Source organism: Maribacter sedimenticola (genome assembly GCF_900188415.1).
Taxonomy (GTDB): domain Bacteria; phylum Bacteroidota; class Bacteroidia; order Flavobacteriales; family Flavobacteriaceae; genus Maribacter; species Maribacter sedimenticola.
On the sequence record NZ_FZNV01000001.1, the window covers coordinates 282,764 to 308,874 of the forward strand.

At 39.2% G+C, this 26,111-nt stretch carries 16 protein-coding genes and 1 tRNA gene; 15 read left to right on the forward strand and 2 right to left on the reverse strand.

Annotated elements, in window-relative coordinates; genetic code table 11:
- The 8 genes from CHB68_RS01185 to scpA form a co-directional block, all read left to right on the forward strand.
- A partial coding sequence (locus CHB68_RS01185; RefSeq protein WP_179213119.1) for a gliding motility-associated C-terminal domain-containing protein occupies positions 1 to 8,049 on the forward strand: 8,049 nt, incomplete at its 5' end.
- Positions 8,050 to 8,079: 30 nt separating this feature from the next.
- Positions 8,080 to 9,018, forward strand: a complete 939-nt coding sequence (locus CHB68_RS01190; protein ID WP_089258756.1) for a PorP/SprF family type IX secretion system membrane protein — start codon at positions 8,080 to 8,082, stop codon at positions 9,016 to 9,018.
- A 12-nt stretch (positions 9,019 to 9,030) separates the two neighbouring features.
- The gene (locus CHB68_RS01195) at positions 9,031 to 10,986 is read left to right on the forward strand and encodes an OmpA family protein (protein ID WP_089258758.1); all 1,956 of its coding nucleotides are present in this window, start codon (positions 9,031 to 9,033) and stop codon (positions 10,984 to 10,986) included.
- 265 nt (positions 10,987 to 11,251) lie between these two features.
- Positions 11,252 to 12,202, forward strand: coding sequence for a DUF4382 domain-containing protein (locus CHB68_RS01200; protein ID WP_089258760.1), 951 nt, complete (start codon positions 11,252 to 11,254; stop codon positions 12,200 to 12,202).
- Between the two features lie 143 nt (positions 12,203 to 12,345).
- Positions 12,346 to 12,498 (forward strand): YqaE/Pmp3 family membrane protein, encoded by a 153-nt coding sequence (locus tag CHB68_RS01205; RefSeq protein WP_089258762.1) that lies wholly within the window; start codon positions 12,346 to 12,348, stop codon positions 12,496 to 12,498.
- Between the two features lie 223 nt (positions 12,499 to 12,721).
- Positions 12,722 to 13,525 carry a DUF6503 family protein gene (locus tag CHB68_RS01210; protein ID WP_089258764.1) on the forward strand — a complete coding sequence of 268 codons (804 nt, stop codon included), beginning with the start codon at positions 12,722 to 12,724 and terminating at the stop codon, positions 13,523 to 13,525.
- Positions 13,526 to 13,641: 116 nt separating this feature from the next.
- Positions 13,642 to 15,015: a methylmalonyl-CoA mutase subunit beta gene (locus tag CHB68_RS01215; protein WP_089258766.1), complete on the forward strand. Its 1,374-nt coding sequence runs from the start codon at positions 13,642 to 13,644 to the stop codon at positions 15,013 to 15,015.
- Positions 15,008 to 17,170, forward strand: a complete 2,163-nt coding sequence (gene scpA, locus CHB68_RS01220; protein WP_089258768.1) for a methylmalonyl-CoA mutase — start codon at positions 15,008 to 15,010, stop codon at positions 17,168 to 17,170. Before CHB68_RS01215 ends, scpA begins: the two co-directional genes overlap by 8 nt.
- 58 nt (positions 17,171 to 17,228) lie before the next feature.
- Here scpA and CHB68_RS01225 read toward each other — a convergent pair whose 3' ends face one another.
- On the reverse strand, positions 17,229 to 18,473 hold the full coding sequence (locus tag CHB68_RS01225; protein WP_089258770.1) for an MFS transporter: 1,245 nt from the start codon (positions 18,471 to 18,473) through the stop codon (positions 17,229 to 17,231).
- Between the two features lie 242 nt (positions 18,474 to 18,715).
- On the opposite strand from CHB68_RS01225, the gene CHB68_RS01230 reads away from it, so the two are divergent.
- Both CHB68_RS01230 and CHB68_RS01235 read left to right on the forward strand, forming a co-directional pair.
- Positions 18,716 to 19,291 (forward strand): RidA family protein, encoded by a 576-nt coding sequence (locus tag CHB68_RS01230; protein ID WP_089258772.1) that lies wholly within the window; start codon positions 18,716 to 18,718, stop codon positions 19,289 to 19,291.
- Between the two features lie 69 nt (positions 19,292 to 19,360).
- Positions 19,361 to 19,432 (forward strand) — tRNA-Arg (locus CHB68_RS01235).
- 31 nt (positions 19,433 to 19,463) lie between these two features.
- On the opposite strand, the gene CHB68_RS01240 is transcribed toward CHB68_RS01235, so the two are convergent.
- Positions 19,464 to 20,201 carry a hypothetical protein gene (locus CHB68_RS01240; protein WP_245838737.1) on the reverse strand — a complete coding sequence of 246 codons (738 nt, stop codon included), beginning with the start codon at positions 20,199 to 20,201 and terminating at the stop codon, positions 19,464 to 19,466.
- A gap of 478 nt (positions 20,202 to 20,679) precedes the next feature.
- On the opposite strand from CHB68_RS01240, the gene CHB68_RS01245 reads away from it, so the two are divergent.
- The 5 genes from CHB68_RS01245 to CHB68_RS01265 all read left to right on the forward strand — a co-directional run bounded on the left by CHB68_RS01245 (position 20,680) and on the right by CHB68_RS01265 (position 26,094).
- The gene (locus CHB68_RS01245) at positions 20,680 to 22,092 is read left to right on the forward strand and encodes a type III PLP-dependent enzyme domain-containing protein (protein WP_089258774.1); all 1,413 of its coding nucleotides are present in this window, start codon (positions 20,680 to 20,682) and stop codon (positions 22,090 to 22,092) included.
- Between the two features lie 121 nt (positions 22,093 to 22,213).
- On the forward strand, positions 22,214 to 23,152 hold the full coding sequence (gene speB, locus CHB68_RS01250) for an agmatinase (protein ID WP_089258776.1): 939 nt from the start codon (positions 22,214 to 22,216) through the stop codon (positions 23,150 to 23,152).
- Positions 23,139 to 24,116: a deoxyhypusine synthase family protein gene (locus CHB68_RS01255; RefSeq protein ID WP_089258778.1), complete on the forward strand. Its 978-nt coding sequence runs from the start codon at positions 23,139 to 23,141 to the stop codon at positions 24,114 to 24,116. The genes speB and CHB68_RS01255 overlap by 14 nt, the downstream gene beginning before the upstream one ends.
- Positions 24,117 to 24,118: 2 nt before the next feature.
- Positions 24,119 to 24,442 carry a hypothetical protein gene (locus CHB68_RS01260; protein WP_089258780.1) on the forward strand — a complete coding sequence of 108 codons (324 nt, stop codon included), beginning with the start codon at positions 24,119 to 24,121 and terminating at the stop codon, positions 24,440 to 24,442.
- Positions 24,443 to 24,567: 125 nt separating this feature from the next.
- Positions 24,568 to 26,094 (forward strand): bifunctional GNAT family N-acetyltransferase/carbon-nitrogen hydrolase family protein, encoded by a 1,527-nt coding sequence (locus tag CHB68_RS01265; RefSeq protein ID WP_089258782.1) that lies wholly within the window; start codon positions 24,568 to 24,570, stop codon positions 26,092 to 26,094.
- Positions 26,095 to 26,111 lie beyond the last annotated feature (17 nt).

Sequence of the window (26,111 nt, forward strand, 5' to 3'; positions counted from 1 at the left end):
GCCGTAAACGGATTTACGGGAGGCGATGCAGGCGATGTAACGACGAACGACACGTTGAACGGAGTTGCGGTAGACGATAATGATATTAATATTACCGTAACAAATAATGGTGGGTTGACAGGAGTTACTATTGCAACTGACGGTACTATTTCTGTACCTGCAGGAACAGCGGCCGGTAATTATAGTGTGGTGTATACAATCTGTGAGAAACTTAATACTGCAAATTGTAGTACGGCAACAGCAAATGTTGTTGTAGAAGCTGCTCCTATCAATGCTATTACCGATGATTTTTCTGGTAATCCTGTAAATGGAAAAGATGGTGGGACCATAGGTGATGTAACCACTAATGATACCCTGAACGGTGTTGTAGTTGACGATAATGATATTAATATTACCGTAACAAATAATGGTGGGTTGACAGGAGTTACTATTGCAACTGACGGTACTATTTCTGTACCTGCAGGAACAGCGGCCGGTAATTATAGTGTGGTGTATACAATCTGTGAGAAACTTAATACTGCAAATTGTAGTACGGCAACAGCAACAATAATTGTAGAAGCAGCACCTATAGTCGCAAATAATGATACTACTCCAGCGGACCTAACCTCCGTAAACGGATTTGCTGGTGGTGATGCAGGAGATGTTACTTCCAATGATACCTTAAACGGTATTGCAGTGGACGATAACGATATCACCATTCTAATAACGGATACAGGTGGTCTTACAGGGGTTGCAATTGCTACAGATGGTACGTTGACCGTACCAGCTGGAACTCCGGCTGGAACATATGCAATTGAATACAGTATTTGTGAGAAACTGAACACCGCAAATTGTGATACGGCAATCGTAAATGTGGTGGTAGATGCTCCACTCATTGTAGCTAACAACGATGCCACTCCAGCTGACCTTGCAACCGTGAACGGCTTTGAAGGCGGAGTTGCCGGTGACGTGACCACCAACGATACGTTGAACGGAGTTATAGTCGATGACAACGACATCAATATTTTGGTTACGGATGATGATGGATTGACAGGCGTAACGATAGCAACGGACGGTACGTTGACGGTGCCAGCGAGCACTCCTGCAGGAACCTATAATGTGGAATACAGCATCTGTGAAAAACTGAACACTTCAAATTGTGACACGGCCATAGCAACGATAGTTGTAGAAGCTGCACCTATTGTAGCTAATGACGATAATACACCAGCGGAGCTTGTACCTGTAAATGGATATGAAGGTGGTGTTGCAGGTGATGTAACGACGAACGATACCTTGAACGGAGTTGCGGTAGATGACAACGACATTAATATAACGTTAGATACAGTTAGTAATACCATAGGCGCTTCTGTTGATGCTAATGGAAACATATCTGTACCGGCTGGAACAGCCGCAGGTACATATAATATAGACTATACTATTTGCGAAAAATTAAACACCGCAAACTGTAGTACCGCAACAGCCACAATTAGTGTTGAAGCGGCACCTATAGTCGCAAATGATGATGCTACACCGGCAAACCTTGCTTCCGTAAACGGTTATGAAGGCGGAGTTGCCGGTGATGTAACCACCAACGATACCTTGAACGGTATACAGGTCCAAGATGCTGAAATTACTATTTCTTTGAACGATGACGGTGGATTGTCTGGAGTAACCATAGGATCGGATGGTGTAGTAACGGTACCGGCTAAGATCAAAGCAGGGACTTATAATATAGAATATACCATATGTGAGATACTTAATCCTGGTAATTGTAGTACGGCTACTGCTACTATAGTAGTGGACCCAGCACCAATTGTTGCTGTTTCTGATGATTTTTCAACTAATCCTGTAAACGGTAAAGATGGTGGTTCCGCAGGGGACGTAACTCTTAATGATACCTTGAACGGAGACCCGGTCATAGATAATGAAATAAATATTTCGTTGATTGATAATGATGGTTTGGTCGGGGTAAATATTAATGCGGACGGTACGGTGAACGTTCCGTCTAACACACCAGCTGGAACTTACAATATTACCTATAGCATCTGTGAGAATTTAAATCCTACCAATTGTGAATCAAATACGGTAACCATAGTGGTTGCTCCCGCTCCAATAATTGCAAATGATGATGATTTCACTGTTAATCCAATTAATGGTAAAGATGGTGGTATTGCAGGTGATGTGACTTTAAACGATACATTGAACGGTAGTCCGGTCAATGATGGAGATATTACTATTGCGATTACTGATAATGATGGATTGAACGGTGCAAGCATTGGTCCAAACGGAAATATTACCGTTCCGGCCAATACACCCGCAGGAACTTATTATGTGATATATAATATCTGTGAAAATTTAAATCCTACCAATTGTGAATCCGGTACTGCTACTGTGGTTGTTGAGCCTTCGGTTATTGATGCGGTCAATGATGATTTTTCCGGTAATTCAATTAACGGAAAAACTGGGGGTACGGCCGGTGATGTTACCGCTAACGATACATTAAACGGAGTATTGGTAAATGATGGGGATATTACGATTACCGTTACCGATAATGATGGATTAACAGGAGTTAATATTGCGTCAAACGGAAACATCAATATTCCTACAAATACACCTGTCGGAAGTTATTCCATTGATTATAGCATTTGTGAGAATTTGAATCCAACAAACTGTGATGCGGCCACCGCAATCGTAGTGGTTGGCGCATCACCTATTGTTGCGGTGAACGATGATTTTAGTGCTAATCCGGTTAATGGTAAAAATGGAGGAACGGCCGGTGATGTTACATTGAACGATACTTTGAACGGTACAAATGTATCGGATAGTGAAATAACGATAACGGTAACCAACAACGATAATTTAACAGGGGTTACCATAAATGCTAACGGTACGGTAAACATTCCTGCAAATTCCCCTGCGGGCACATATACCTTGGAATATCGCATTTGCGAAAATCTAAACCCAGGTAATTGTGCTACGGCAAATGTAGTTGTAGTCGTGAATGCATCTCCAATAGATGCCGTAAATGATGATTTTACCGGGAATGCCATAAATGGCCAGGAAGGTGGCGCTGCGGGCGATGTAACCCTAAATGATTTGTTGAACGGAGTGTCAGTTGTGGACGGCGACGTGGTCATCACAATAACTGATAATGGTGGCTTAAGTGGTGCAAGTATTGATGCTGATGGTACGTTGAACGTTCCCGCAATCACAGCGGCGGATACCTATACGGTAACCTATTCGATCTGTGAAAAACTTAATCCATCAAATTGTGATTCTGCTACCGCTACTGTATTGGTAGAACCTGCAGTATTAGGTGCTACAGATGATGATTTTTCAGGAAATCCTGTTAATGGTCTTGAGGGCGGTATTGCTGGTGATGTAACAGCGAACGATACGTTGAACGGACAACCTTTGGACGATGGTAAAGTATTCATTACCGATGACGGCGGTATGACCAATGCCAGTATAGACAATGACGGTAACTTTATAGTACCACCAAATACCCCAGCCGGCACGTATACCGTGGTTTATACAATCTGTGAAAATTTAAATCCGACCAATTGTGATTCTGCTACCATAACCATATTGGTATCTGCAGCACCAATAGATGCCGTTGATGATGATTTTTCAGCATCTCCTATCAATGGTTTTGATGGCGGTACAACGGCAACTGTTTATACAAACGATGAATTGAACAATGCCGCTTTTGTGTCATCTAGCGTAATTCCTACTATTATCAATGATGGGGGAATAACCGGGGTAATTATCAATACCGATGGCACCCTGGATATACCGGAAAATATTGTTGCCGGTACATATACCATTGGTTACCAAATTTGTGAGGCTATGAATTCAACAAATTGTGATACGGCAACGGTAACAGTGGTTATCCTAGCACCGGTAATCAATGCAATTACCGATGACTTTACATTGGCAACGGTGAATGGAAATTTTGGTGGATCAGCGGGTAATGTATTAGGTAATGATACCCTCAATGGTACATCGGTAGATGCAAACGATGTTAATACTACCCTATTAAATGATGGAGGTATTGCCGGACTGACCATTTCTGCCAATGGTTCCGTGAATGTGCCGTCAGGAACAGCTGCGGGCACTTATACTATTGAATATAATATTTGTGAAGTGACCAACCCTTCAAATTGTGATTCGGCATTTGCTACGGTTGAAGTAAGTGCGGGAGACCTTAATGCCATAAATGATGATTTTTCAGGAAACGCGATCAATGGTTTTGATGGTGGTAGTCCTGGTAACGTCATACCAAATGATGAACTTGATGGGAATCCGTTCTTGGCAAGTGAAGTGAATATAGCCATTATAGACGATGGTAGAATTACCGGAATTAGTATTGATGCCAATGGGGATATTAATGTCCCTGCTGGTACGGCCGCAGGAACTTATGATGTTATTTATCAGATTTGTGAAAAATTAAATCCAGGTAATTGTGACAATGCTGTTGTATCCATTGTTGTGACTCCACCAGTATTGGACGCGGTTAGCAATGATTTCTCCACAACTCCAGTGAACGGATATACCGGCGGGTCAACCGCTACGGTTTTTGATAATGATACGCTGAACAACGCCCCATTTGCGGCTACTGATGTTGAGTCCGCTATTCTTGCCAATGGAGGATTGAACGGAGTAACCATAAATCCGGATGGAACTGTTAACATACCATCAGGAACGGTTGCTGGAACTTATGTAATTACGTACCAAATCTGTGAAGTGTTGAATCCTACAAATTGTGATACTGCAGATCTAACGGTTGTGGTCAATGCTGCACCTATAGCTGCGGTAACGGACGACTTTTCCACGAACGAGGTCAGTGGGCAAAATGGGGGTGTAGCAGGTGATGTAACTACAAACGACCTATTAAACAATAATCCTGTAATTGATGATGAAATTGATATTAATCTGGATGATAATGGTGGGTTGTTCGGTGTAGCGATCAATAATAATGGAGGTATAATAGTTCCGCCAGATTCACCAGAAGGTACTTACACCATTACCTATACAATTTGTGAAAACTTAAATGTTGGTAATTGTAGTACTACAACGGCAATTATAACCGTTGGTGTAGCAGATTTAGATGCCGTTATTGACGACTTTACCGGTACACCTGTCAACGGAAAAGATGGCGGTGTAGCAGGTGATTTAACTGCGAACGATTTCTTAAATGGTGCTTTGGTAGATGATAATGATATCAACATTACCCTAACCGATGATGGTGGTATTTCAGGTGCAATCGTCAATAATGACGGAACCCTAGTCATTCCGCCAAATACTCCGGCAGGTACATATACCTTGTCCTATAACATTTGTGAGGATTTGAATCCTACTAATTGTGATAATGCCAATGTGGACATTGTAGTGGCGGCATCTGCACTGGTGGCCAATGATGATGATTTTAACGGAAACCCTGTCGTTGGAAAAGATGGCGGTATTGCAGGAGATGTTACTGCTAATGATGAATTGAACGGAAGTGCCGTAGATGATGCTGATATTTCACTTGCGCTAACGGACAACGGTGGTCTTTCTGGAGCAGCGATCAATAATAACGGTGAAGTAATTGTTCCACCTAATACTCCAGCAGGGTCGTATACGCTGACCTATTCCGTATGTGAGAATCTTAACCCTACTAATTGTGGGTCCGCAACGGTAACCATTACGGTTAATGCAGGAAATCTGATCGTAAACCCAGATGATTTCAATGCTAACCCGGTAAATGGTAAAGAGGGTGGCATTGCAGGTGATGTAACCATAAACGATCAGTTGAACGGTGTTGCCGTAAATGATGCGGATATTACGCTCAGTATTGCGGACAATGGCGGTTTATCTGGTGTGGCGATCAATAATGATGGAACCATTATTGTTCCTCCAAATACTCCAGAAGGGGTTTACACGGTAAGTTATTCTGCCTGTGAGAATCTTAATCCATCCAATTGTGCTACGACCAATATCACGCTAGTTGTGGAAAGTGCCATAATCAATGCCGTTGATGACGACCTAAGTGCAACTCCGGTTAATGGTAAAGATGGTGGTATTGCGGGCGATGTTACAATAAATGATATGTTGAACGGTGTTACCGTACAGGATACTGACATTAATATTGCAGTGGTCGATAACGATGGCTTAAATGGGGTAGGCATAAATCCTGATGGTACTATAGTTATTCCACAAAATGCACCGGCAGGAAATTATACAATTACCTACTCAATTTGTGAAAACCTAAACCCGGGTAATTGTAGTTCGGCTACAACGGTTATCGTAGTTTCCGCAGCGGTATTGCAAGCAATTGATGATGATTTCAGCAATACGCCAACAAATGGTATTACCGGGGGCATAGCAGGAGATGTTACTGTCAATGATCAATTGAACGATACCCCCGTAGATGATGCCGATATCAATATTGCTTTAACGGATAATGGTGGCCTCATTGGTGCTACGATGAACAATGATGGTACGATCGTTGTTCCTCCAAGTACCCCGGCCGGTCCGTATACCCTTACATATACAATTTGTGAGAATCTAAACCCGGCCAATTGTAGTAGTGCCTTTGTAGAAATCGTAGTTGGTTCAGCTAATATAGAAGCTGTAGATGATGATTTCAGCAACTCATCGGTAAATGGTGTTGATGGTGGTATTGCAGGGGATTTAACGGATAACGATACAATAAACGGTATGCCGGTAGACGATGCGGACATTAACAGTACGTTGAATGACAATGGTGGTTTGGACGGTGCCGTTCTTAATGAGGATGGAACCCTAACTATACCTTCAGGAACTACGGAAGGGACCTATACGTTGTCATATACTATTTGTGAAATCTTGAATCCATCCAATTGTAGTTCGGCATCGGTAACAATCCTAGTAGATAATTGTTTAAGTGTAGCTACGAATGATTGTGATGGTGATGGCTTGACCAATGAACAAGAAGTAGCAATTGGTACAGACCCCGAAAATGGGGATACGGATGCCGATGGTATTACAGATGGACAAGAAATAACGGATAATACCGATCCTTTAAATGCTTGTGATTCCAATGGCGGCACACCTCCTTCAACCGTAGTTTGCGATACTGATGGAGATGGTATCTTGGATGATCAGGAAATGATCGATAATACCGACCCTCTGGATGATTGTGATTCAGTTGGCGGTACACCTTTGAATACATCAGATTGTGATAATGACGGACTAACCAACGGTGAGGAGGCAAGTTTGGGTACCGATCCAAATAACCTTGATACCGATGGTGACGGTATTGGTGACGGTCAGGAAGTTATTGATGGTACCGATCCCCTGAACGGTTGTGATTCTGTAGGCGGTACACCTTTGGCTGCAAGTGATTGTGATAGCGATGGACTTACCAATGATGAAGAAATACTATTGGGGACGGACCCAAATAATCCGGATACGGATGATGATATTCTTAACGATGGTTTGGAAGTTAGCATTGGCACCAACCCTAATGAGGCCGATTCTGACGGGGATGGTATACCTGATGGACAGGAAATTGAGGAAGGAACCGATCCTTTGAACGATTGTGATTCAGTAGGCGGAACGCCGTTACCTACAAGTGACTGTGATGATGACGGACTCACCAATGATGAGGAAACAGCACTTGGTACCGATGCCAACAATGCAGATTCTGATGGTGATGGTATCAATGATGGACAAGAAGTTTTAGACGGAACCGATCCGCTAGATGGCTGTAGTTCTAAAGGAGGAACGCCTCCGGTAGATGCCGTATGTGATATCAGTATTGAAAGTGACCTTATAAATCCAAATACAAATGATGGAGCGTTCACTATAAATAATATTGAATCTTTCCCTAATAATACAGTGAAAATCTACAATAGATGGGGCGTATTGGTCTTTGAGACCAAAGGCTATGACAATGTAGAAAATGTCTTCAGGGGCATATCTAACGGTAGGGTTACGGTGAAGAAGAACGAAGAGCTACCTGTAGGTGTCTATTATTATATCATTGAATATGCTAACAATGAAAGTTCAAGGACAATGAACGGTTACCTATATATCAACCGATAGGTAAAACATTATAAAATTTTAAAAATTACTATGAAAAGATTTTTCTTACTTACACTATTAATGGCCGGTTCCATTTGGTGTTCCAATGCTCAGCAAGATGCCCAGTATACCCAATACATGTATAATACCGTGGCGGTAAATCCTGCATATGCGGGTAATAGGGGCGTGCTAAGTATTGCAGCGTTACATAGGTCGCAATGGGTGGGTATAGATGGTGCGCCAACCACCCAGACCTTGAATATCCACACCCCAATATCACAACGTGTGGGGCTTGGACTGTCCATTGTAAACGATGAAATAGGTAACGGTACCAATCAAGACACGTATTTTGATGCTGTATTTTCCTATACGGTACCTACTTCGGAATTTGGCAAATTGTCCTTTGGACTTAAGGCCGGAGGTCATTTATTAAATATTGATTTTAATCAATTGAGAAATTATGATCCTTCTAGCGCCGCAGTTGGTCAGAACAATATTGACAAGCGTTTTTCCCCAAATTTTGGGGCGGGTATTTATTACCATACCGAGGAGTTCTATGCAGGAATTTCGGTGCCTAATATTTTAGAAACGGAACATTTTGACTCATCAGGTTCCAGCGCATCCTTTATTGCACAAGAGCGTATGAACATTTATTTTATTTCAGGATATATTTTTGAAATTAATCCAGATGTAAAGCTTAAGCCCGCAATATTGTTTAAGGCGGTGGAAGGTGCACCATTACAAGCAGATCTTTCGGCTACGGTACTTCTAAACGATAAAGTTTCATTGGGTGCCGCCTATAGATGGGATGCCGCATTAAGCGGACTCGTAGGGTTTCAATTGAACGATAAAATAATGTTGGGACTTGCCTATGACCGGGAAGTAACAGAACTTGGCAATACCGCCTTTAATGATGGCTCGTTTGAAGTCTTTTTAAGGTTCGAATTCCTTACCCGATACAAAAACATCATAGCACCAAGATTCTTTTAAACTATTCTAGAAATGACCGAACGAACAAACTACGTATATTTTCTTTTCCTCGCAATTGTATTGGTGGGTGCCGCTACACATGCACAGGATAGAAAATTGAAAAGTGCACAAAACGAATTTAAGAATTATGCGTATGCAGAGGCTATAGAGGCATATGAACAATTGGTAGAAGATGGTTATGAAACCAAGGACATCTACAAGAACCTTGGTGATTCTTATTACCAAAAAGCAGATTATAATGCAGCTGCACACTGGTATGGTCAATTGTTTGCTCTAAATGATTCCACTGTAGAAGCGGAATACGAATACCGTTATGCACATACCTTAAAATCTGTAGGTGATTATAAAGCTTCCAATGAATGGATGAAAACCTTTAGCGCAAACAATCCACAGGATTTAAGGGCCATCAAATTTTTGGAGGACACCCAATATTTGGAAAACATAAAGGCAAAAGCCAGTAGGTATGACATCAAAAACGTGGCGATTAATTCACCTGCATCAGATTTTGCACCATCGTTAAAAGGATCAGAGCTTGTATTCTCTACCGCTAGGGATTCTGGAAAAATTTCCAAGAATTTACATAAATGGAACAATAGGCCTTTTTCCAATCTTTATAGCGCCACGGTTCTGGAAGATGGCACATTTACCGAACCTATGCGTCTTTCAAAGAAGCTGAACAAAAAAACCCATGAAACCTCAACTGCTTTTACAAAGGATGGTAAAACGGTTTATTTTACAAGGAATAACTCAAAAAACGGAAATTTTGCAAGAGATGATAAAGGGCTTAGTAGGTTAAAGATTTATAAGGCAACCCTTCAAGATGGCGAATGGATGCATATTACCGAATTACCTTTTAATAGTGATAACTATTCCGTAGCGCACCCAACACTTAGTGCAGATGAACGTAAAATGTATTTTGCCTCAGATATGCCCGGTACTTATGGCAAGTCGGATATTTTTGTGGTAGAAATTAATGAGGATGGTAGTTTTGGGACACCTAAAAATTTGGGTAATCAAGTAAATACGGAAAGTCGAGAAACCTTTCCGCATATAACTCAAGAGAATATTCTATATTTTGCCTCTGACGGTCACCCGGGATTGGGCGGTTTAGATGTTTTTGCAACACGCATAAACGATCATTTGGATCAGGGTTTTGTGGTAAATGTAGGTGAACCTGTAAATAGCGAACAGGATGATTTTTCATTTGTCATTGACGAAAATTCCAAAACAGGATTTTTTGCATCTAATCGTGAAGGTGGTGTTGGTAGTGATGATATTTATTCGTTCAAGGAAACCGAAGAAATTGTCCTGGAATGCCAGAAGGAAATTAAAGGTATCGTGTCGATAAAAGATACAGGTAAGGCATTACAAGGGGCCAAAATAACGTTGTATGACAATAAGGACAACAAAGTGGCAGAATCAATTTCAGGTAAAAATGGAGGGTTTAATCTAGTTGGTCCTTGTGGAACAGGGACATACAGGGTGGAAGGTGCTAAATTAGATTTTGAGAAAGATGCTACGTCTTTTACGTGGAATGGCACAAAGGTCGCACATGAAATTGCATTGCAACTTGCCCCTGTGGTCAAGACCCCTTCAATGGGCTCTGACTTAACAACTTTTCTAGGCTTGTCTCCAATTTATTTTGATCTGGATAAATCTTTTATAAGGCAAGATGCCATAACCACTCTTAATGAGGTCATAGCCTATATGAAACAATATCCGGAAATTAAAATTGAGGTTCGCTCCCATACAGATGCTTCTGCAGGTACTGCGTATAATTTAAGATTAAGTGAACGAAGGGTAAAGGCAACTATGGCGTATTTGGAAGAAAATGGCATAAATAAGGCTAGGCTTAGTGGACATGGTTTTGGGGAAACACAGTTGTTGAATGATTGTGTAACCAAAGATGTGTGTAATGATGCACAGCACCAGATCAACCGTCGTTCAGAGTTTATTGTTGTGGAATAAGCATAGTGGTTATTTTGATAAAAAAGACAGCTTTTAAGTTGTCTTTTTTTATGGGCACTAATTTTTTACCAAAGATGTTGGAATATCTTGACACTAAATTTTAAAAATTACTAAGCGTGTATTTGGTTCATATATAGTAGGTTGTAAATAGTATTGATGCGATGTAGTTTTTTTGGGATAAGACATAGTAAAAAATTAACATTTCTTTAGTTAGGGTTTTTTCGTGTTGGATTGTTTTACACCCAAACAATTAAAAATTAAAAGAATGAAAAATTATTTGAAAACAGTTACAGTTGCTTTTATTTCAACATTGATGGCCGTTTCTTGTAGTAATAATGATGACGGAGATGTAAATATGGATGCAGAATCCTATGATACCACTTTTAAGATTACCGATGCTCCAATTGATAATGCCAATGTAGAGGCTGTGTTCGTTACAGTATCCAACGTAAAGGTTGACGGAACTTCTTTGGAAGGCTTTAACAAAACTACCTTTGATTTATCTGCACTTGTCAATGGAGAAACGCTTACTCTAGGTAATTTGGAGTTAGAAGCAGGCTCCTATTCCAATATAGAACTTGAATTGGATTATGAAACCGATGCCGATGGTAACTCTCCAGGATGTTATGTTGAGTTGGTCAATGGTGAAAAAGACCAATTGGAAGCTACGGCCAGCAAAATCTCCATTACCGATTCTTTTGAGGTGTTGGCTACGACCACCAACGAAATCATTATAGATTTTGATTTAAGAAAGACCATTAAGGAAGAACAGGGTTCCGCTAATAGTAATTTTGAGTTTGTATCCATGCAGGAACTGTCTTCCGGTATAAGAACGGTCAATAATGATCAGGCAGGCAATATTTCCGGTTCTGCAAACGATCCGGAAAATACATCGGATAAAATCATTGTATATGCCTATGAAAAGGGAACATTTAATGCTGATGTAGAGCGTAATGGTCAAGGGGAAAGCAATGTATTATTTGCCAATGCGGTTACAAGTTCTGAAGTAAGTGGATTAAATAACGGTTATAACTTGAGCTTTTTGAAAGAAGGGGAATATGAACTTGTATTTGCTTCCTACACTCAAGAAGGTGACGGTTTTGCATTCAATGCTTTACTGGAGGTCGAGTCCACTACAGGCCTTGACCTAGGTGCCATTAGTATAACTTCTGCACTGCAGATTAGCGCAAACGTAACGATTACGGGTACCAAATAATAGTATAACATTAAATAAATAAAAGCCCTGTCATAATGATCAGGGCTTTTTTATTGAATTTTGGTTCGAGTTACGATCTCAAGGTATAGAGTTAAATGGTTCAGTATTAAGAGCCTAATTTTGTATTAAATAAAAAATATACAATGTCATTATTAACAATTATCTTAAATATATTATTACCACCATTGGCCGTATTTATGAACCATGGTATAGGTACAACCCTTTTAATAAGTATTTTATTGACCTTACTTGCATGGTTGCCAGGTGTAATCCATGCCTTTATCGTAAATCAATAAAGTAAATCAAATATTTATCTTTCCTACTTGTGTGTATGGTAAAGATAATTAAGGTCGAATGGCTGTCAGCATTGCGTTGATGGTTTGTTCGACTTTTTATTTGTAATATGTTTAACTTTTACCTGTAGGTATTAATAATACCTTTATCAAATTCATATTTTTAGTACCATAATAAGTATGTATTTTAGGTGTTATTCCGTTGATGTATAAAATTGTATAGCCAATGAATCATTATTATAAGACTGCGTTGATTGCCTTGTCCCTTATAGGCTTAAATTGTAAAGATCAACCCAAGGAAAAGGGCTCGGCAGCAGACGGCACTGTTGAAACGGTTAATGATAATAATGGTGAAATAATTATAGAGGAAGCTATTAAGGCACATGGAGGCCCTTTATATGATAGTGCCAACTATCAATTTGTTTTTCGAGACAAACTCTATACATTCAACAATAAAAATGGGAATACCTATACGGTTCATTCTATTGATAGTGTTGGAAACCGTATTGCAGATTATTTAAAAAATGGCACGTTTAAAAGAACCGTAAACGAAAACCCTGTTACGTTGTCTTTAGAAGACAAGACCAAGTATAGCAATGCCTTAAACTCTGTTGTTTATTTTGCTACATTACCCCATAAGCTAAAGGACAATGCCGTAATAAAACAATATGTTGGTGAGGCCGTGGTAAAAGGGGAGGATTATGATGTGGTCAAGGTCACGTTTAAACAAGAAGGGGGTGGTGCGGACCATGATGATATCTTTATGTACTGGATCAACAAAAAATCGCATTACATAAACTATTTGGCATATAGTTATAGTGTAAATGAAGGAGGTGTTAGGTTTAGAAGTGCTTATAACCCAAGAACCGTAGACGGTATACGATTTCAGGATTATATAAATTGGGAGGCTCCAATAGGAACTTCATTAAGCGACCTCCCAGCATTATTTGAAAAAGGTCAACTAAAGGAATTGTCCAGAATTGAGACCGTGGATGTTCAGAATATGGACGCCAAGGATATAGAGGAATAATCATAATCTCGGCTAATTAATGCATCACTTATTGTTATTGTATCTTTGACTATGCTGTTTAACCTATGTGGTTACAGCTCATTTTCTAATGTGTTGACACTTAAAAGCAACCGCACATGAATGGTAAAACCTTGTTTGACAATTTTCGGGAAATTTCCGCAAAAGAGTGGAAACAAAAAATTCAATATGCTCTAAAAGGTAAAGAGTATAATGAAGAAGTTGTTTGGGATACTCCTGAAGGCATCAAGATAAAACCTTTCTATAATTCAGAGGATTTGGGGAATACCACTCCATTATCCGCTACAGGCGATTCATGGAAGATTGGCCATTTAGTTTATGCCGGCAATGCAAGAATGGCAAATGCTAACGCCTTAAGACATATTGAAAGAGGGGCGGAGGCTATTACTTTTTTAATCCCTAATGATACCATTGATGTGTCATCACTTTTGGACAATATTGATATCAATCTTGTAAAAATATACTTTGATATGCAATTTTTGTCCAAAAGCTATATTTCAAATTCAATACACCGTTGTCCAGATGCTTCCAAAATAAGTTTTGCGATAGATCCTGTCGGCTATTTGGCAAGAACAGGTAATTGGCATCATTCTATGAAAGAAGACCTATTGGCGGTAAAGGATATTCTTTCCCTAAATATTGAAAATGTGCTACAGGTTAATGTTGGGTTATATGAAAATGCAGGGGCGGATATTGTACAGCAATTGGCATATGCCATGGCCCATGCCAATGAGTATTTACATATGTGTCAAGAGCAAAGTGACCTCCGTCAATTAAAAAAAATGGAGTTTAAATTGGCGATAGGGGGAAATTACTTTTTCGAAATTTCAAAAATTAGGGCGCTTAGAAAACTTTGGTCCACTTTGATCGGGGCATACGAAATATCCATTCCGTGCCACATCATATCAACACCTTCAAGAAGAAACAAAACGGTATATGATTATAATGTTAATATGCTTAGGACTACGACGGAATCTATGGCAGCCGTTTTAGGGGGGTCGGATACGGTTTTTAATATGCCGTATGATGCGATTTTTAAGAAGGAAAATAAGTTTTCCAATCGTATTGCTTTAAATCAATTACTTCTTTTAAAGGAAGAGAGTTATTTCGCTAAAGTAAAAAACCCGGCAGACGGCAGTTATTATATAGAGACCTTGACAGATCAATTAGCCGAGAAGGCATTGCTGTATTTTAAACGTATTGAAAAGGAAGGTGGATTTTTAAAACTGCTAAAAAGTCATACAATACAGCAACAGATTGCCACTGCCGCCAAAAAACAGCAGGAAAAATTTAATTCCAAGCAAATGGTTTTAGTAGGTACCAATGCTTTTGTAACGAATACGGATACAATGTCCAATGAGATTGAACTTTTTCCTTTTGTCAAAAGAAAACCAAGAAAGACATTGATACTTCCTATAATCGAAAAAAGATTGGCAGAAGAATTAGAGCAAAACCGTTTGTCTCATGAGTAGAAAGGACATGCAGCATATTCAATTGGCGGATACCGTTAAACCCGCACCCTTAGGCCAAACCGTTAATAAGGACAAATCATTTTTTGAAACAGCTGAAACCATCCAAATCAAACCAAAATATTCAAATGCGGATTTGGCCCATGTAGAACATTTGAATTTTGCCGCAGGTATTCCTCCATTCTTGCGTGGACCATATACCACTATGTATGTTCAACGTCCATGGACCATACGACAATATGCAGGGTTTTCTACCGCAAAGGAAAGTAATGAATTTTATAGGAAAAATTTAAAAGCTGGGCAGAAAGGATTATCGGTTGCGTTTGACTTGCCCACCCATAGGGGTTATGATAGTGATCATGAGCGTGTAATAGGTGACGTTGGCAAAGCTGGAGTAGCCATTGATACGGTAGAGGACATGAAAATACTTTTTAAAGGTATACCGTTAAATGAAATGTCCGTTTCAATGACCATGAACGGGGCGGTTTTACCTATTATGGCCTTCTTTATTGTAGCTGCCGAAGAACAAGGAGTCTCTCTACAACAATTATCAGGCACTATACAGAATGATATTTTAAAGGAGTTTATGGTGCGCAATACCTATATATATCCTCCAAAGGCTTCCATGCAAATCGTTGCAGATATTTTTGAATATACCAGTAAGCATATGCCCAAATTTAATAGTATAAGTATTTCTGGGTATCATATGCATGAAGCAGGTGCCCCAGCACATTTGGAGCTGGCTTACACCCTTGCGGACGGATTGGAATATATAAGAACCGGATTAGGGACAGGATTGCAAATAGATGATTTTGCTCCAAGACTCTCTTTCTTTTGGGGTATTGGTATGAACCATTTCATGGAAATAGCAAAAATGCGCGCTGCAAGAATGCTATGGGCAAAAGTGGTTCAGCAATTTAATCCCAAGAATGAAAAATCCTTAATGCTTAGAACACACTGTCAAACCAGTGGTTGGTCCTTAACGGAACAGGATCCATTTAACAATGTTGCCAGAACCACTATAGAAGCAACAGCGGCGGTTTTTGGGGGGACCCAAAGTCTGCATACTAATGCTTTGGACGAGGCAATTGCCCTACCTACGGATTTTTCTGCACGTATTGCCAGGGAAACCCAATTGTACCTTCAACAAGAGACCCAGATAACTAAGACAGTAGACCCTTGGGCAGGTAGTTATTATGTTGAAAAACTTACCCACGATCTTGTCCATAAAGCATGGGAACTTATGGAAGAAGTAGAGCATTTGGGTGGCATGACAAAAGCAATAGAGACCGGAATACCCAAAACAAGAATTGAAGAAGCCGCAGCAAGAAAGCAAGCAAGAATAGATAGCTTGCAAGATGTTATTGTGGGTGTCAACAAATATCAACTTCAGGAAGAAGACCAATTACAGATATTGGAGGTAGATAACAAAGAGGTAAGAAGACAACAGATAGAACGTTTAACCACTATAAAAAAACAAAGGAATACGGCGAATGTTGAGCGTTCTCTAAAGGCATTGACGAAGGCTGCTAAAATTAAGCTTGAAAAAAGGGATACGAACGAAAATTTACTAGCTTTAGCAATAATAGCTGCCAGGGAAAGAGCTACACTAGGGGAAATCAGTAATGCTTTGGAAAACGCCTTTGGTAGGCATACGGCGGTAGTAAATTCATTTACGGGAGTGTATTCAAGAGAAATAAAGGAAGACAAGGATTTTAAGAGGGCACAGGAACTTGCGGATAAATTTGCAGAGCAAGACGGTAGACGCCCTCGTATTTTGATTGCCAAAATGGGACAAGATGGTCACGATAGGGGCGCAAAAGTAGTGGCTACCGGTTATGCCGATCTAGGATTCGATGTAGATATTGGTCCCCTTTTTCAGACTCCAAAGGAAACGGCAAAGCAGGCCGTAGAGAATGATGTGCATATTTTGGGTATTTCTAGCCTTGCAGGCGGACATAAAACTTTGGTACCTGAAGTAATCAAGGAATTGAAATCTTATGGCCGGGAGGATATTATGGTAATTGTGGGTGGGGTAATACCCAAACAGGATTATGCATTTTTGGAGCAAGCGGGAGCTACGGCAGTTTTTGGACCGGGAACAAAAATAAGTGAGGCGGCAATTCAATTGCTCAAATTACTTTTAACTACCGATTAAAACTAAAATTGGCCGAATATATGGTATATCCGGCCAATTTTAAGTTATGGTATTTTGGTTACGCTACGGCAACCTCTACTTCACTCTTTCTGTTTTTTAACCAGAAATATAATATGGTGAACAATACAATAAGTATGGCTGGAAATAGAACCATAGTACCTAATGTTTCCTGGCCGGAAACCAGTTCCAGTTCATCACCAGTAAAACCCTGTGCCTCTGCTGCAGCTCTGTCGGCATCGATCCAACCTCCAATAATCGGTTGAAAAATTGATGTGGAAAACATCCCTATAGCACCTATGATAGACATGCCCAAAGCACCGGTTTTGGGAGTTTTGGTTGCTGTAAGCCCAATCATATTTGGCCAGAAATAGGCAATGCCCAATGCAAATATTACGGCCGCTACATAAGCCATGGTACCCGTTTGTGTACTAAACAGATATATTCCTATGGTTGCCAGGATGGCAGAACCTAATAATACCCCCGTTTGGTCAAATTTAGCAACCATGTTCCCACCAAAGTACCGTGCTATTGCCATTAACCCTGCTGTCAAAGCTAAGATTAATGTTGGCTCTGCTCCACTTTTGGAAAGTATAAGCCCTACCCATTGGTTTGGTCCAAATTCTGATATAGCCGTTAATGCCATACATACGGCAATGAACAGGAACAATGGGGTGAACATACCTTTTAAATTACCGCTTATAGTAGCCGCTTCCTCAATTTTGGCTTTTGGCCATGTCTGTCCGTAAAATAAAAAGGCATAAATAACGGCTGGTATTAATAATAACCATACCTGACTTTGACCGGTAATATCAAGATTTGTCATAAAGCCGGAAAGTAGACTACCTACTGCAATACCTCCTGGAAACCACATGTGAAAGCGGTTCAACATTTTACTCATTTTATTGCCTTTATAAGCATCAGCTATCATAGGATTACAAGCTGCTTCCGTACAACCATTACCCAAACCAATTAATAGGTTTGCAATCAAAAGGCCCATATAACTGCCGGAAAAAATCAGTAATATGATACCTATGGTATGTGCGAAAAATGCAAACTGCATTATGGCTTTTCCGCCTACTTTATGATAGATTAGACCACCTATGACCATGGCGATCGGGAAACCCGCAAACCACATAGAAGTAATGAGCCCCGCTTGACTGGCACTAAGTTCCAGCTCAGTTTTAAGTTGGTCCAAAATACCTGCCGCAATGGCAAAAGAAAATGCCGTGGTAATTAATGCAAAACAGCTGGCATAGAAGAGCCTATTCGCATTTACTGTAGGAGTTGTACTAGAACTTTCCATATTTGTATTGATTTAGTTGATGTTTTGGTTAATATGCTAAACTAATAAAAATGAAATTATAACGGTGCTTTTTTAGTAAAATGATACTATAAGTGCGACATACGACATAAAAATTACTATTTCCAGAAATTTTAATGCTATTTATATAATCATGATAATCTAGTTTTTAACGCCTACTATGTTGATTCTTAACTATTAACTACCTTGTATTTCGTAAAGGGAACCCGTTAAATAATATATCCATGAAAAATGTAATCTATTTATTTGTTGTTTTAGTATGGAGTAGCTGTACCAATGTGGACAGAAAATTAGAAGAGAGCACAACATTGAACAACCAGGTTTTACAAAGTAATTATGATCCAGAAGCCAAATTAGATAGTTTGGGCATATCATTACGGGATATAGGTAATCCTTTGGCAAATTATGTGCATGCCGCTAGAAGTGGAAACTTAACGTTTTTAGCAGGTAAAGGACCAAGGCAAGCCGACGGTGAAAATATTGTTGGGAAATTGGGGCAGGATTTAAGTGTAGAAGAAGGGTATCTTGCGGCACGTGAAGCAGGAATTAATCAGTTATCCGTGTTAAAGACGGAATTGGGATCACTAAAAAAAGTAAAAAGAATCGTTAGTGTTCACGGAATGGTAAATGCTACGGCTGATTTTACCGATCATTCCAAAGTAATCAATGGATATTCCGATCTTATGGTCGCGGTTTTTGGCAATCAAGGAAAACATGCGCGTGCCGCCGTTGGTATGGTATCTTTACCCGGTAACATGGCGGTTGAGGTAGAAATGGTCGTAGAAGTATATCCGGAATAATAAATGTTACGCATTAATGTTATAGGAATATTTAAAATATTTTTATTTTTACCGTCTTTTAAAAATCTTGGCCTCGTAGTTCAATGGATAGAATAGAAGTTTCCTAAACTTTAGATGCAAGTTCGATTCTTGCCGAGGCTACTTTTTAAATAATAATTTGATCACGGACTAATTAACGTCTCTTGCCCCAAATTTCATACATAGGTTCTCCTTTACTGTTTTTACCGGTATGGTGCCAATCATCATCCTTAAGATTATAATTAAAGTTTAGGGTAGCGCCCACCCTGGTGTCATCCTTGGAGAAAAATTCTATCTGTTCCGTATATATACCATCTTTTGCACCATATGTTCCACCACCAGTTCCAGAAAAGCGAAAGGATTGTGTGTCATAGGCAATCCATTGAAAAGTACCGTTAGTCAATAACTTTAATGTCTTTCTTGTATTGCTTTCCCCGCGCCTTTCCTGACCGTTATCCGGGCCCCTAGTGGCAAATAGCCATGCTCCGTCCAATTCTTGATTACTATTGGCCGTAGGTTTTAAGGTTAAATTTTCTGTCCAGTATAATTTTAAATTTTTTCCATCAATTGTATAAGGAATGGATAGTTGGGTCTGTGCATCTTTATTGTAGTCAGAATTAAATTCTAAACGCAGTAAAATCTGTTTTTCAGATCCGGTCATTTCATAATCCACAAAGCCGCCTAAAGTTTTAATGAACGTAGCAGGTGTTATTTCATATTCGTTATAGACAAAATAATCGTTAAAAATTTTTACTTGATGTACCTTTTTTACGCCATTGGTCTCAACCGTATCCGTATAAACACCAGGCATAATTTGGCCATATACGCCTAAACTGATTGATAAAAACAGCATAATGATAAGCCAAAATGGAGTATGTTTATTGTTTTTCATTATTTTTCGTAGTATGAGCTTGTTTTTAAACTATTAAAAATAAACTAGTTACATGAGTTTTTAAAATTTAATTCAGGTAAAAAATTTTTTTTTTGCCACTGGTCGTAAAAAAAATAAAAAGCCTTGTTTTTTCAATTTTTTTGATTTCATTTGTCGTGTCCTAACACACTACTTTGTGGGTTGGAGATTTCAGGCTTTTAGCTGAACATTATGTATCGTTATTCTATGTTCGGGTTTGAGGGAAATTGGAAGTGTTTCCCGCAAATGGCTTATAAGATAGGTTGCCGATTAGTAAAGCAAACTTCCAACAAATACAACGCTATCATGCAAAGCCAGCATGATTACTTCTTCATTCCTACTACACAAAAACAGATTTTAGTCTGATTTTTTTATTATGATGGTTACGTTTTCTTAACTTTCAAAGCCTAGAGTAGTTGTTATATTTAACAAAATTCATTTTTCATTATAATTTCATTTCATGAATACCAAATACATTGATCTAATTGATCAAACTTATTATTTTCCCCAAGAAGAGTTTAATCTAGATGGTGAACACCTCCAGTTTCACGGCATACCCTTACATGAGCTAGTGCAAGAATATGGTAGTCCTTTAAAGTTTACATACCTGCCCAAAATTTCAGAAAATATATTACGGGCTAAAAATTGGTTCGCCAATGCCATTGAGAAAAATAATTACAAGGGAAAATACCATTATTGCTATTGTACCAAAAGTTCGCACTTTCAACATGTCATGCATGAAGCCCTTAAGAATAATATCCATATGGAGACTTCCTCTGCATTTGATATCAATATCATTGAAAAATTAAAGGAAGACGGTAAATTAAATGATCAAACATTTGTCATTTGTAACGGATTTAAGCGTGAAAAATATATTGACAATATTGCACGGTTAATCAATAACGGGCACCAAAACTGTATTCCTATCATTGATAACTATGAGGAAATAGACTTGTTGACAGATGTTATTGACGATACGTTTAAAGTGGGTATACGTATTGCATCAGAAGAAGAACCAAAATTTGAGTTCTATACTTCCAGGTTGGGTATAGGGTATAAGAATATAGTTCCATTCTATGAAAACCAAATAAAGGACAATGATAAGGTAGAGCTAAAAATGCTTCACTTCTTCATTAATACCGGCATTCGTGATAATGCCTATTATTGGAACGAACTTGTTAAATGTTTAAAGGTGTATGTCCGCTTAAAGAAAATCTGTCCATCCCTGGACAGTTTAAATATTGGAGGAGGTTTTCCTATAAAAAACTCATTGGCCTTTGAGTATGATTATCAATATATGATCAATGAGATCTTGAACCAGATCAATATAACCTGTTCAGAGGCAGATGTACCGGTACCTCATATTTTTACGGAGTTCGGTAGTTTTACCGTAGGTGAGAGCGGTGGGGCCATTTATGAGATTTTATATCAAAAACAGCAGAACGATAGGGAAAAATGGAATATGATCGATTCTTCGTTCATTACCACGCTACCAGATACTTGGGCCATTAACAAGAGATTTATAATGCTTCCCATAAATCGATGGAACGATGAGTATGAACGCGTTCTATTGGGGGGCCTTACCTGTGATAGTGATGATTATTATAATAGCGAACAGAATATGAACGCCATCTACCTGCCAAAATATAAAAGGGAAAAACCATTATATATAGGATTTTTCAATACAGGGGCCTATCAAGAAACCATTGGGGGTTATGGAGGGTTGCAGCACTGCCTTATACCACAGCCCAAACATATTTTAATAGATAAGGATGAAAGCGGTAAATTTTCCTATAAATTATTTAAGGGACAACAAAAAGCGGAAGACCTTTTGGGAATTTTAGGATATGATGTGGATTCACCAGCCCAATAGCATATTTTCCTATCTTTAGGAGAAGATTAATCATAGGGTCAAAAAATATATAAACAATTGATTACATTTTAAAATTGAACATTTTTTCAAAACAAAACCACTTAACAATAGCTAAAGTAACATGAGTACATCTAAGAATTATGCGGGTATTTCCGATGAATTCGCCCAACTGGAAAAATCAAAGATTATATTGATCCCTGTTCCTTATGACGGAACCAGTACATGGGGAAAAGGAGCGGATAAAGGCCCTGAAGCTTTTTTGGAAGCTTCTGAGAATATGGAACTGTATGATATTGAAACAGATTCTGAAGTTTACAAGCAAGGTATTCATTTAACCAGTCCCATTACCGTAAATAGCTCACCAGAAGCCGTGGTAAAAGAGGTGCATGCTATTACAAAGGATTTTATCAAGCGTAATAAATTCGTAACCTTATTTGGAGGTGAACATTCTATTTCCATTGGTTCAATAAGGGCTTTCAACGAATGTTTTGACAACCTGACCGTTCTTCAGATAGATGCCCATGCAGATTTAAGGGAGTCTTATGAAGGTAGCAAATACAATCATGCATGTGCGGTCTATGAGGCCAACCAAACCACGAATTTGGTGCAGGTTGGTATACGTTCTATGGACAGTATTGAAAAAACATTAATGGATCAAGATAAAACGTTCTTTGCCCATGATATGGTGAACGACGAGTATTGGATGGACAAGGTTATAGATACCATGACAGATAATGTTTTTATCACCTTTGATCTTGATGCTTTTGACCCTTCAATTATGCCGTCTACAGGTACTCCAGAACCTGGTGGATTGTTTTGGTACGAAACCTTAGAGTTTTTAAAACAGGTATTTGAAGACAAGAATGTGGTTGGTTTCGATATTGTTGAACTATGTCCTAATAAGAACGATCGATCATCGGACTTTTTGGCGGCCAAATTATATTACAAAATGCTTAGCTATAAATTTGCCGGGCAAGATATAGATCAGGAGTATGACAATACTTATGATATCGATTACAAAGCAAATACAAATTCAAAATTTGAAGATGACGAAGACTAAAGGTGCTATCACCAATTTTATAGAAAAATACTATTTACACTTTAATGCCGCTGCCTTGGTTGATGCTGCAAAAGGATATGAACAACAATTGGACAATGGAGCCAAAATGTTGGTTTCCTTGGCCGGAGCCATGTCTACGGCAGAGCTGGGTAAAATTTTCGCAGAGGTTATTCGCCAAGACAAAGTGCAGATTATTTCTTGTACAGGTGCCAATCTAGAAGAGGATATCATGAACTTGGTGGCACACTCACATTATAAGAGAGTGCCCAATTACAGGGATTTAACTCCACAAGATGAGTGGGACCTATTGGAAAAAGGCCTAAATAGGGTAACAGATACTTGTATACCGGAGGAAGAGGCCTTTAGAAGGCTACAACAGCATATATTTAAGATTTGGAAAGATGCCGATGATAAAGGGGAACGTTACCTGCCCCATGAATTTATGTACAAAATGTTACTTTCCGGAGTGTTAGAGGAATATTATGAAATAGACCTAAAGGATTCTTGGATGTATGCCGCAGCTGAGAAGAATCTACCTATTATTTGTCCAGGTTGGGAAGATAGTACAATGGGTAACATTTTTGCATCCTATGTGCTAAAAGGGGAGTTGAAGGCCAGCACCATGAAATCTGGAATAGAGTACATGACCTTTTTGGCAGATTGGTATACGGATAATTCTGAAAATGGTATAGGTTTCTTTCAAATTGGCGGTGGTATAGCAGGAGATTTCCCAATTTGCGTAGTGCCTATGTTATATCAGGATATGGAGCGTACTAACACACCTTTTTGGAGCTATTTCTGTCAAATAAGTGATAGCACCACAAGTTACGGTTCATATTCCGGAGCCGTACCTAACGAAAAGATAACCTGGGGAAAGCTAGATATCAATACCCCAAAATATATTATTGAAAGTGACGCCACAATTGTTGCGCCCTTAATTTTTGCTTACCTATTAGACATGTAGTTATGGACAAGAACGCACATTTAAAAAAAGTCATTGTAGACTTTAAAAAATTGACACCAGAGGTACTTAAACTTTTGGTGGAAAGATATCCGGATGGGTATGATGACCGCAATATCATCTCATTTAGAAATGCTCAAGGAGAACGTATAGAGGCAGTTGAAGTATTGACCGAGGATACTAAGTACTTGGTAAAGATCAGCGCCAAATTAGAGTATACCATGGAGAATTATGACGAGGACGATTATGAGGATTTTGATGATGACGATCCAACTGCGGTAGTTGAGCCGAATCCTGAGGATATGGTCGATGGCGATGATGAAGATTAATTTTATCATTTAATCGATTATGGCCGTTGCCCAGGCCCAGCAAATTTCCGGTCTAATCAAGATAGACCGGATCACTTATTTTTTCCCTAATTTAAATAGATGATCGTTGTATTTACAACAGGTATATGAACATAGATGAAATTGAGAATATTGAATTAAAGTTTTTAGATCTTGATGATTATCAAGAACTAAAGACCGCCATGATATCCGCATATACCAATATGCCCGGATCTTATTGGAAAGAGGAGCATATAAAATCCTTAATAGATAAGTTTCCAGAGGGGCAAGTGGTCATTAAAATCAATGGTCAATTGGCCGGTGTGGCATTGTCCATTGTAGTAGACTATGATGCTTTTGACGATAACCATACCTATGAGCAGATTACGGGTAAATATACGTTTGACACCCATGATAACGAAGGGGATGTTCTCTATGGTATTGAAGTATTTATTAAGCCAAGTTTTAGAGGTCTTCGTTTGGGCCGCCGTTTATATGATTATAGAAAAGAACTTTGCGAAAAGTTAAACTTAAAGAGTATCGTTTTTGGGGGTCGTATGCCCAATTACCATGAATATGCATCGGAACTATCACCAAAGGAATACATTGACAAGGTTCGTAGAAAAGAAATTCAAGATCCCGTACTGAACTTTCAGATCAGTAATGATTTTCATCCCGCTAAAGTAATGAAGGGGTATTTGGACGGGGATAAAGCTTCCCAGGATTTTGCTATTTTAATGGAATGGGATAATATTTATTATCAGAAACCTTCCAAAAAAGCGGCTACGAAGAAAACCGTTATCCGTCTAGGCCTTATCCAGTGGCAAATGAGACCGTACAAAGATTTGGACGAACTCTTGGAACAAGCGGAATATTTTATAGATGCCGTATCCGGTTACCGCTCGGATTTTGCCTTGTTTCCAGAGTTTTTCAATGCACCGTTAATGGCGGTAAACAATCACATGTCCACGCCAGATGCTATTCGGGAACTGGCCAAGCATACACAGGCAATTGCCCAAAAATTTTCTGAATTTTCCATATCCTATAATATCAATATCATAACAGGGAGTATGCCAGAAATCATAGATGGCCGCCTATATAATGTTGGGTACCTTTGTAGACGGGATGGTAGCATGGAACGCTATGAAAAACTACACGTTACGCCAGATGAAGCTAAGGTGTGGGGTATGCAGGGAGGAACGCAATTAAAGGCCTTTGATACGGATTGTGGTAAAATTGGCGTTTTGGTCTGTTATGATTCTGAATTTCCGGAATTAAGCCGTTTATTGGCAGATGAGGGTATGGATATTTTGTTTGTTCCTTTTTTGACCGATACGCAAAACGGATATTCAAGGGTTCGTAACTGTGCGCAGGCAAGGGCAATTGAAAACGAATGCTATGTGGCTATTGCCGGTAGTGTAGGTAATTTGCCCAATGTACAGAATATGGATATTCAGTTTGCCCAATCCATGGTTTTTACTCCATGTGATTTCTCGTTTCCTACCAACGGAATAAAAGCAGAGGCAACCCCTAATACGGAAATGATCCTCATTGCAGACATAGATATTAGCTTGCTTAGGGAACTTAACCAATTTGGGGCCGTACGTAACCTTAGGGACAGAAGAACCGATCTGTTCGAATTAAGAAAGAAATAATTAAAGCTCCAAAATAC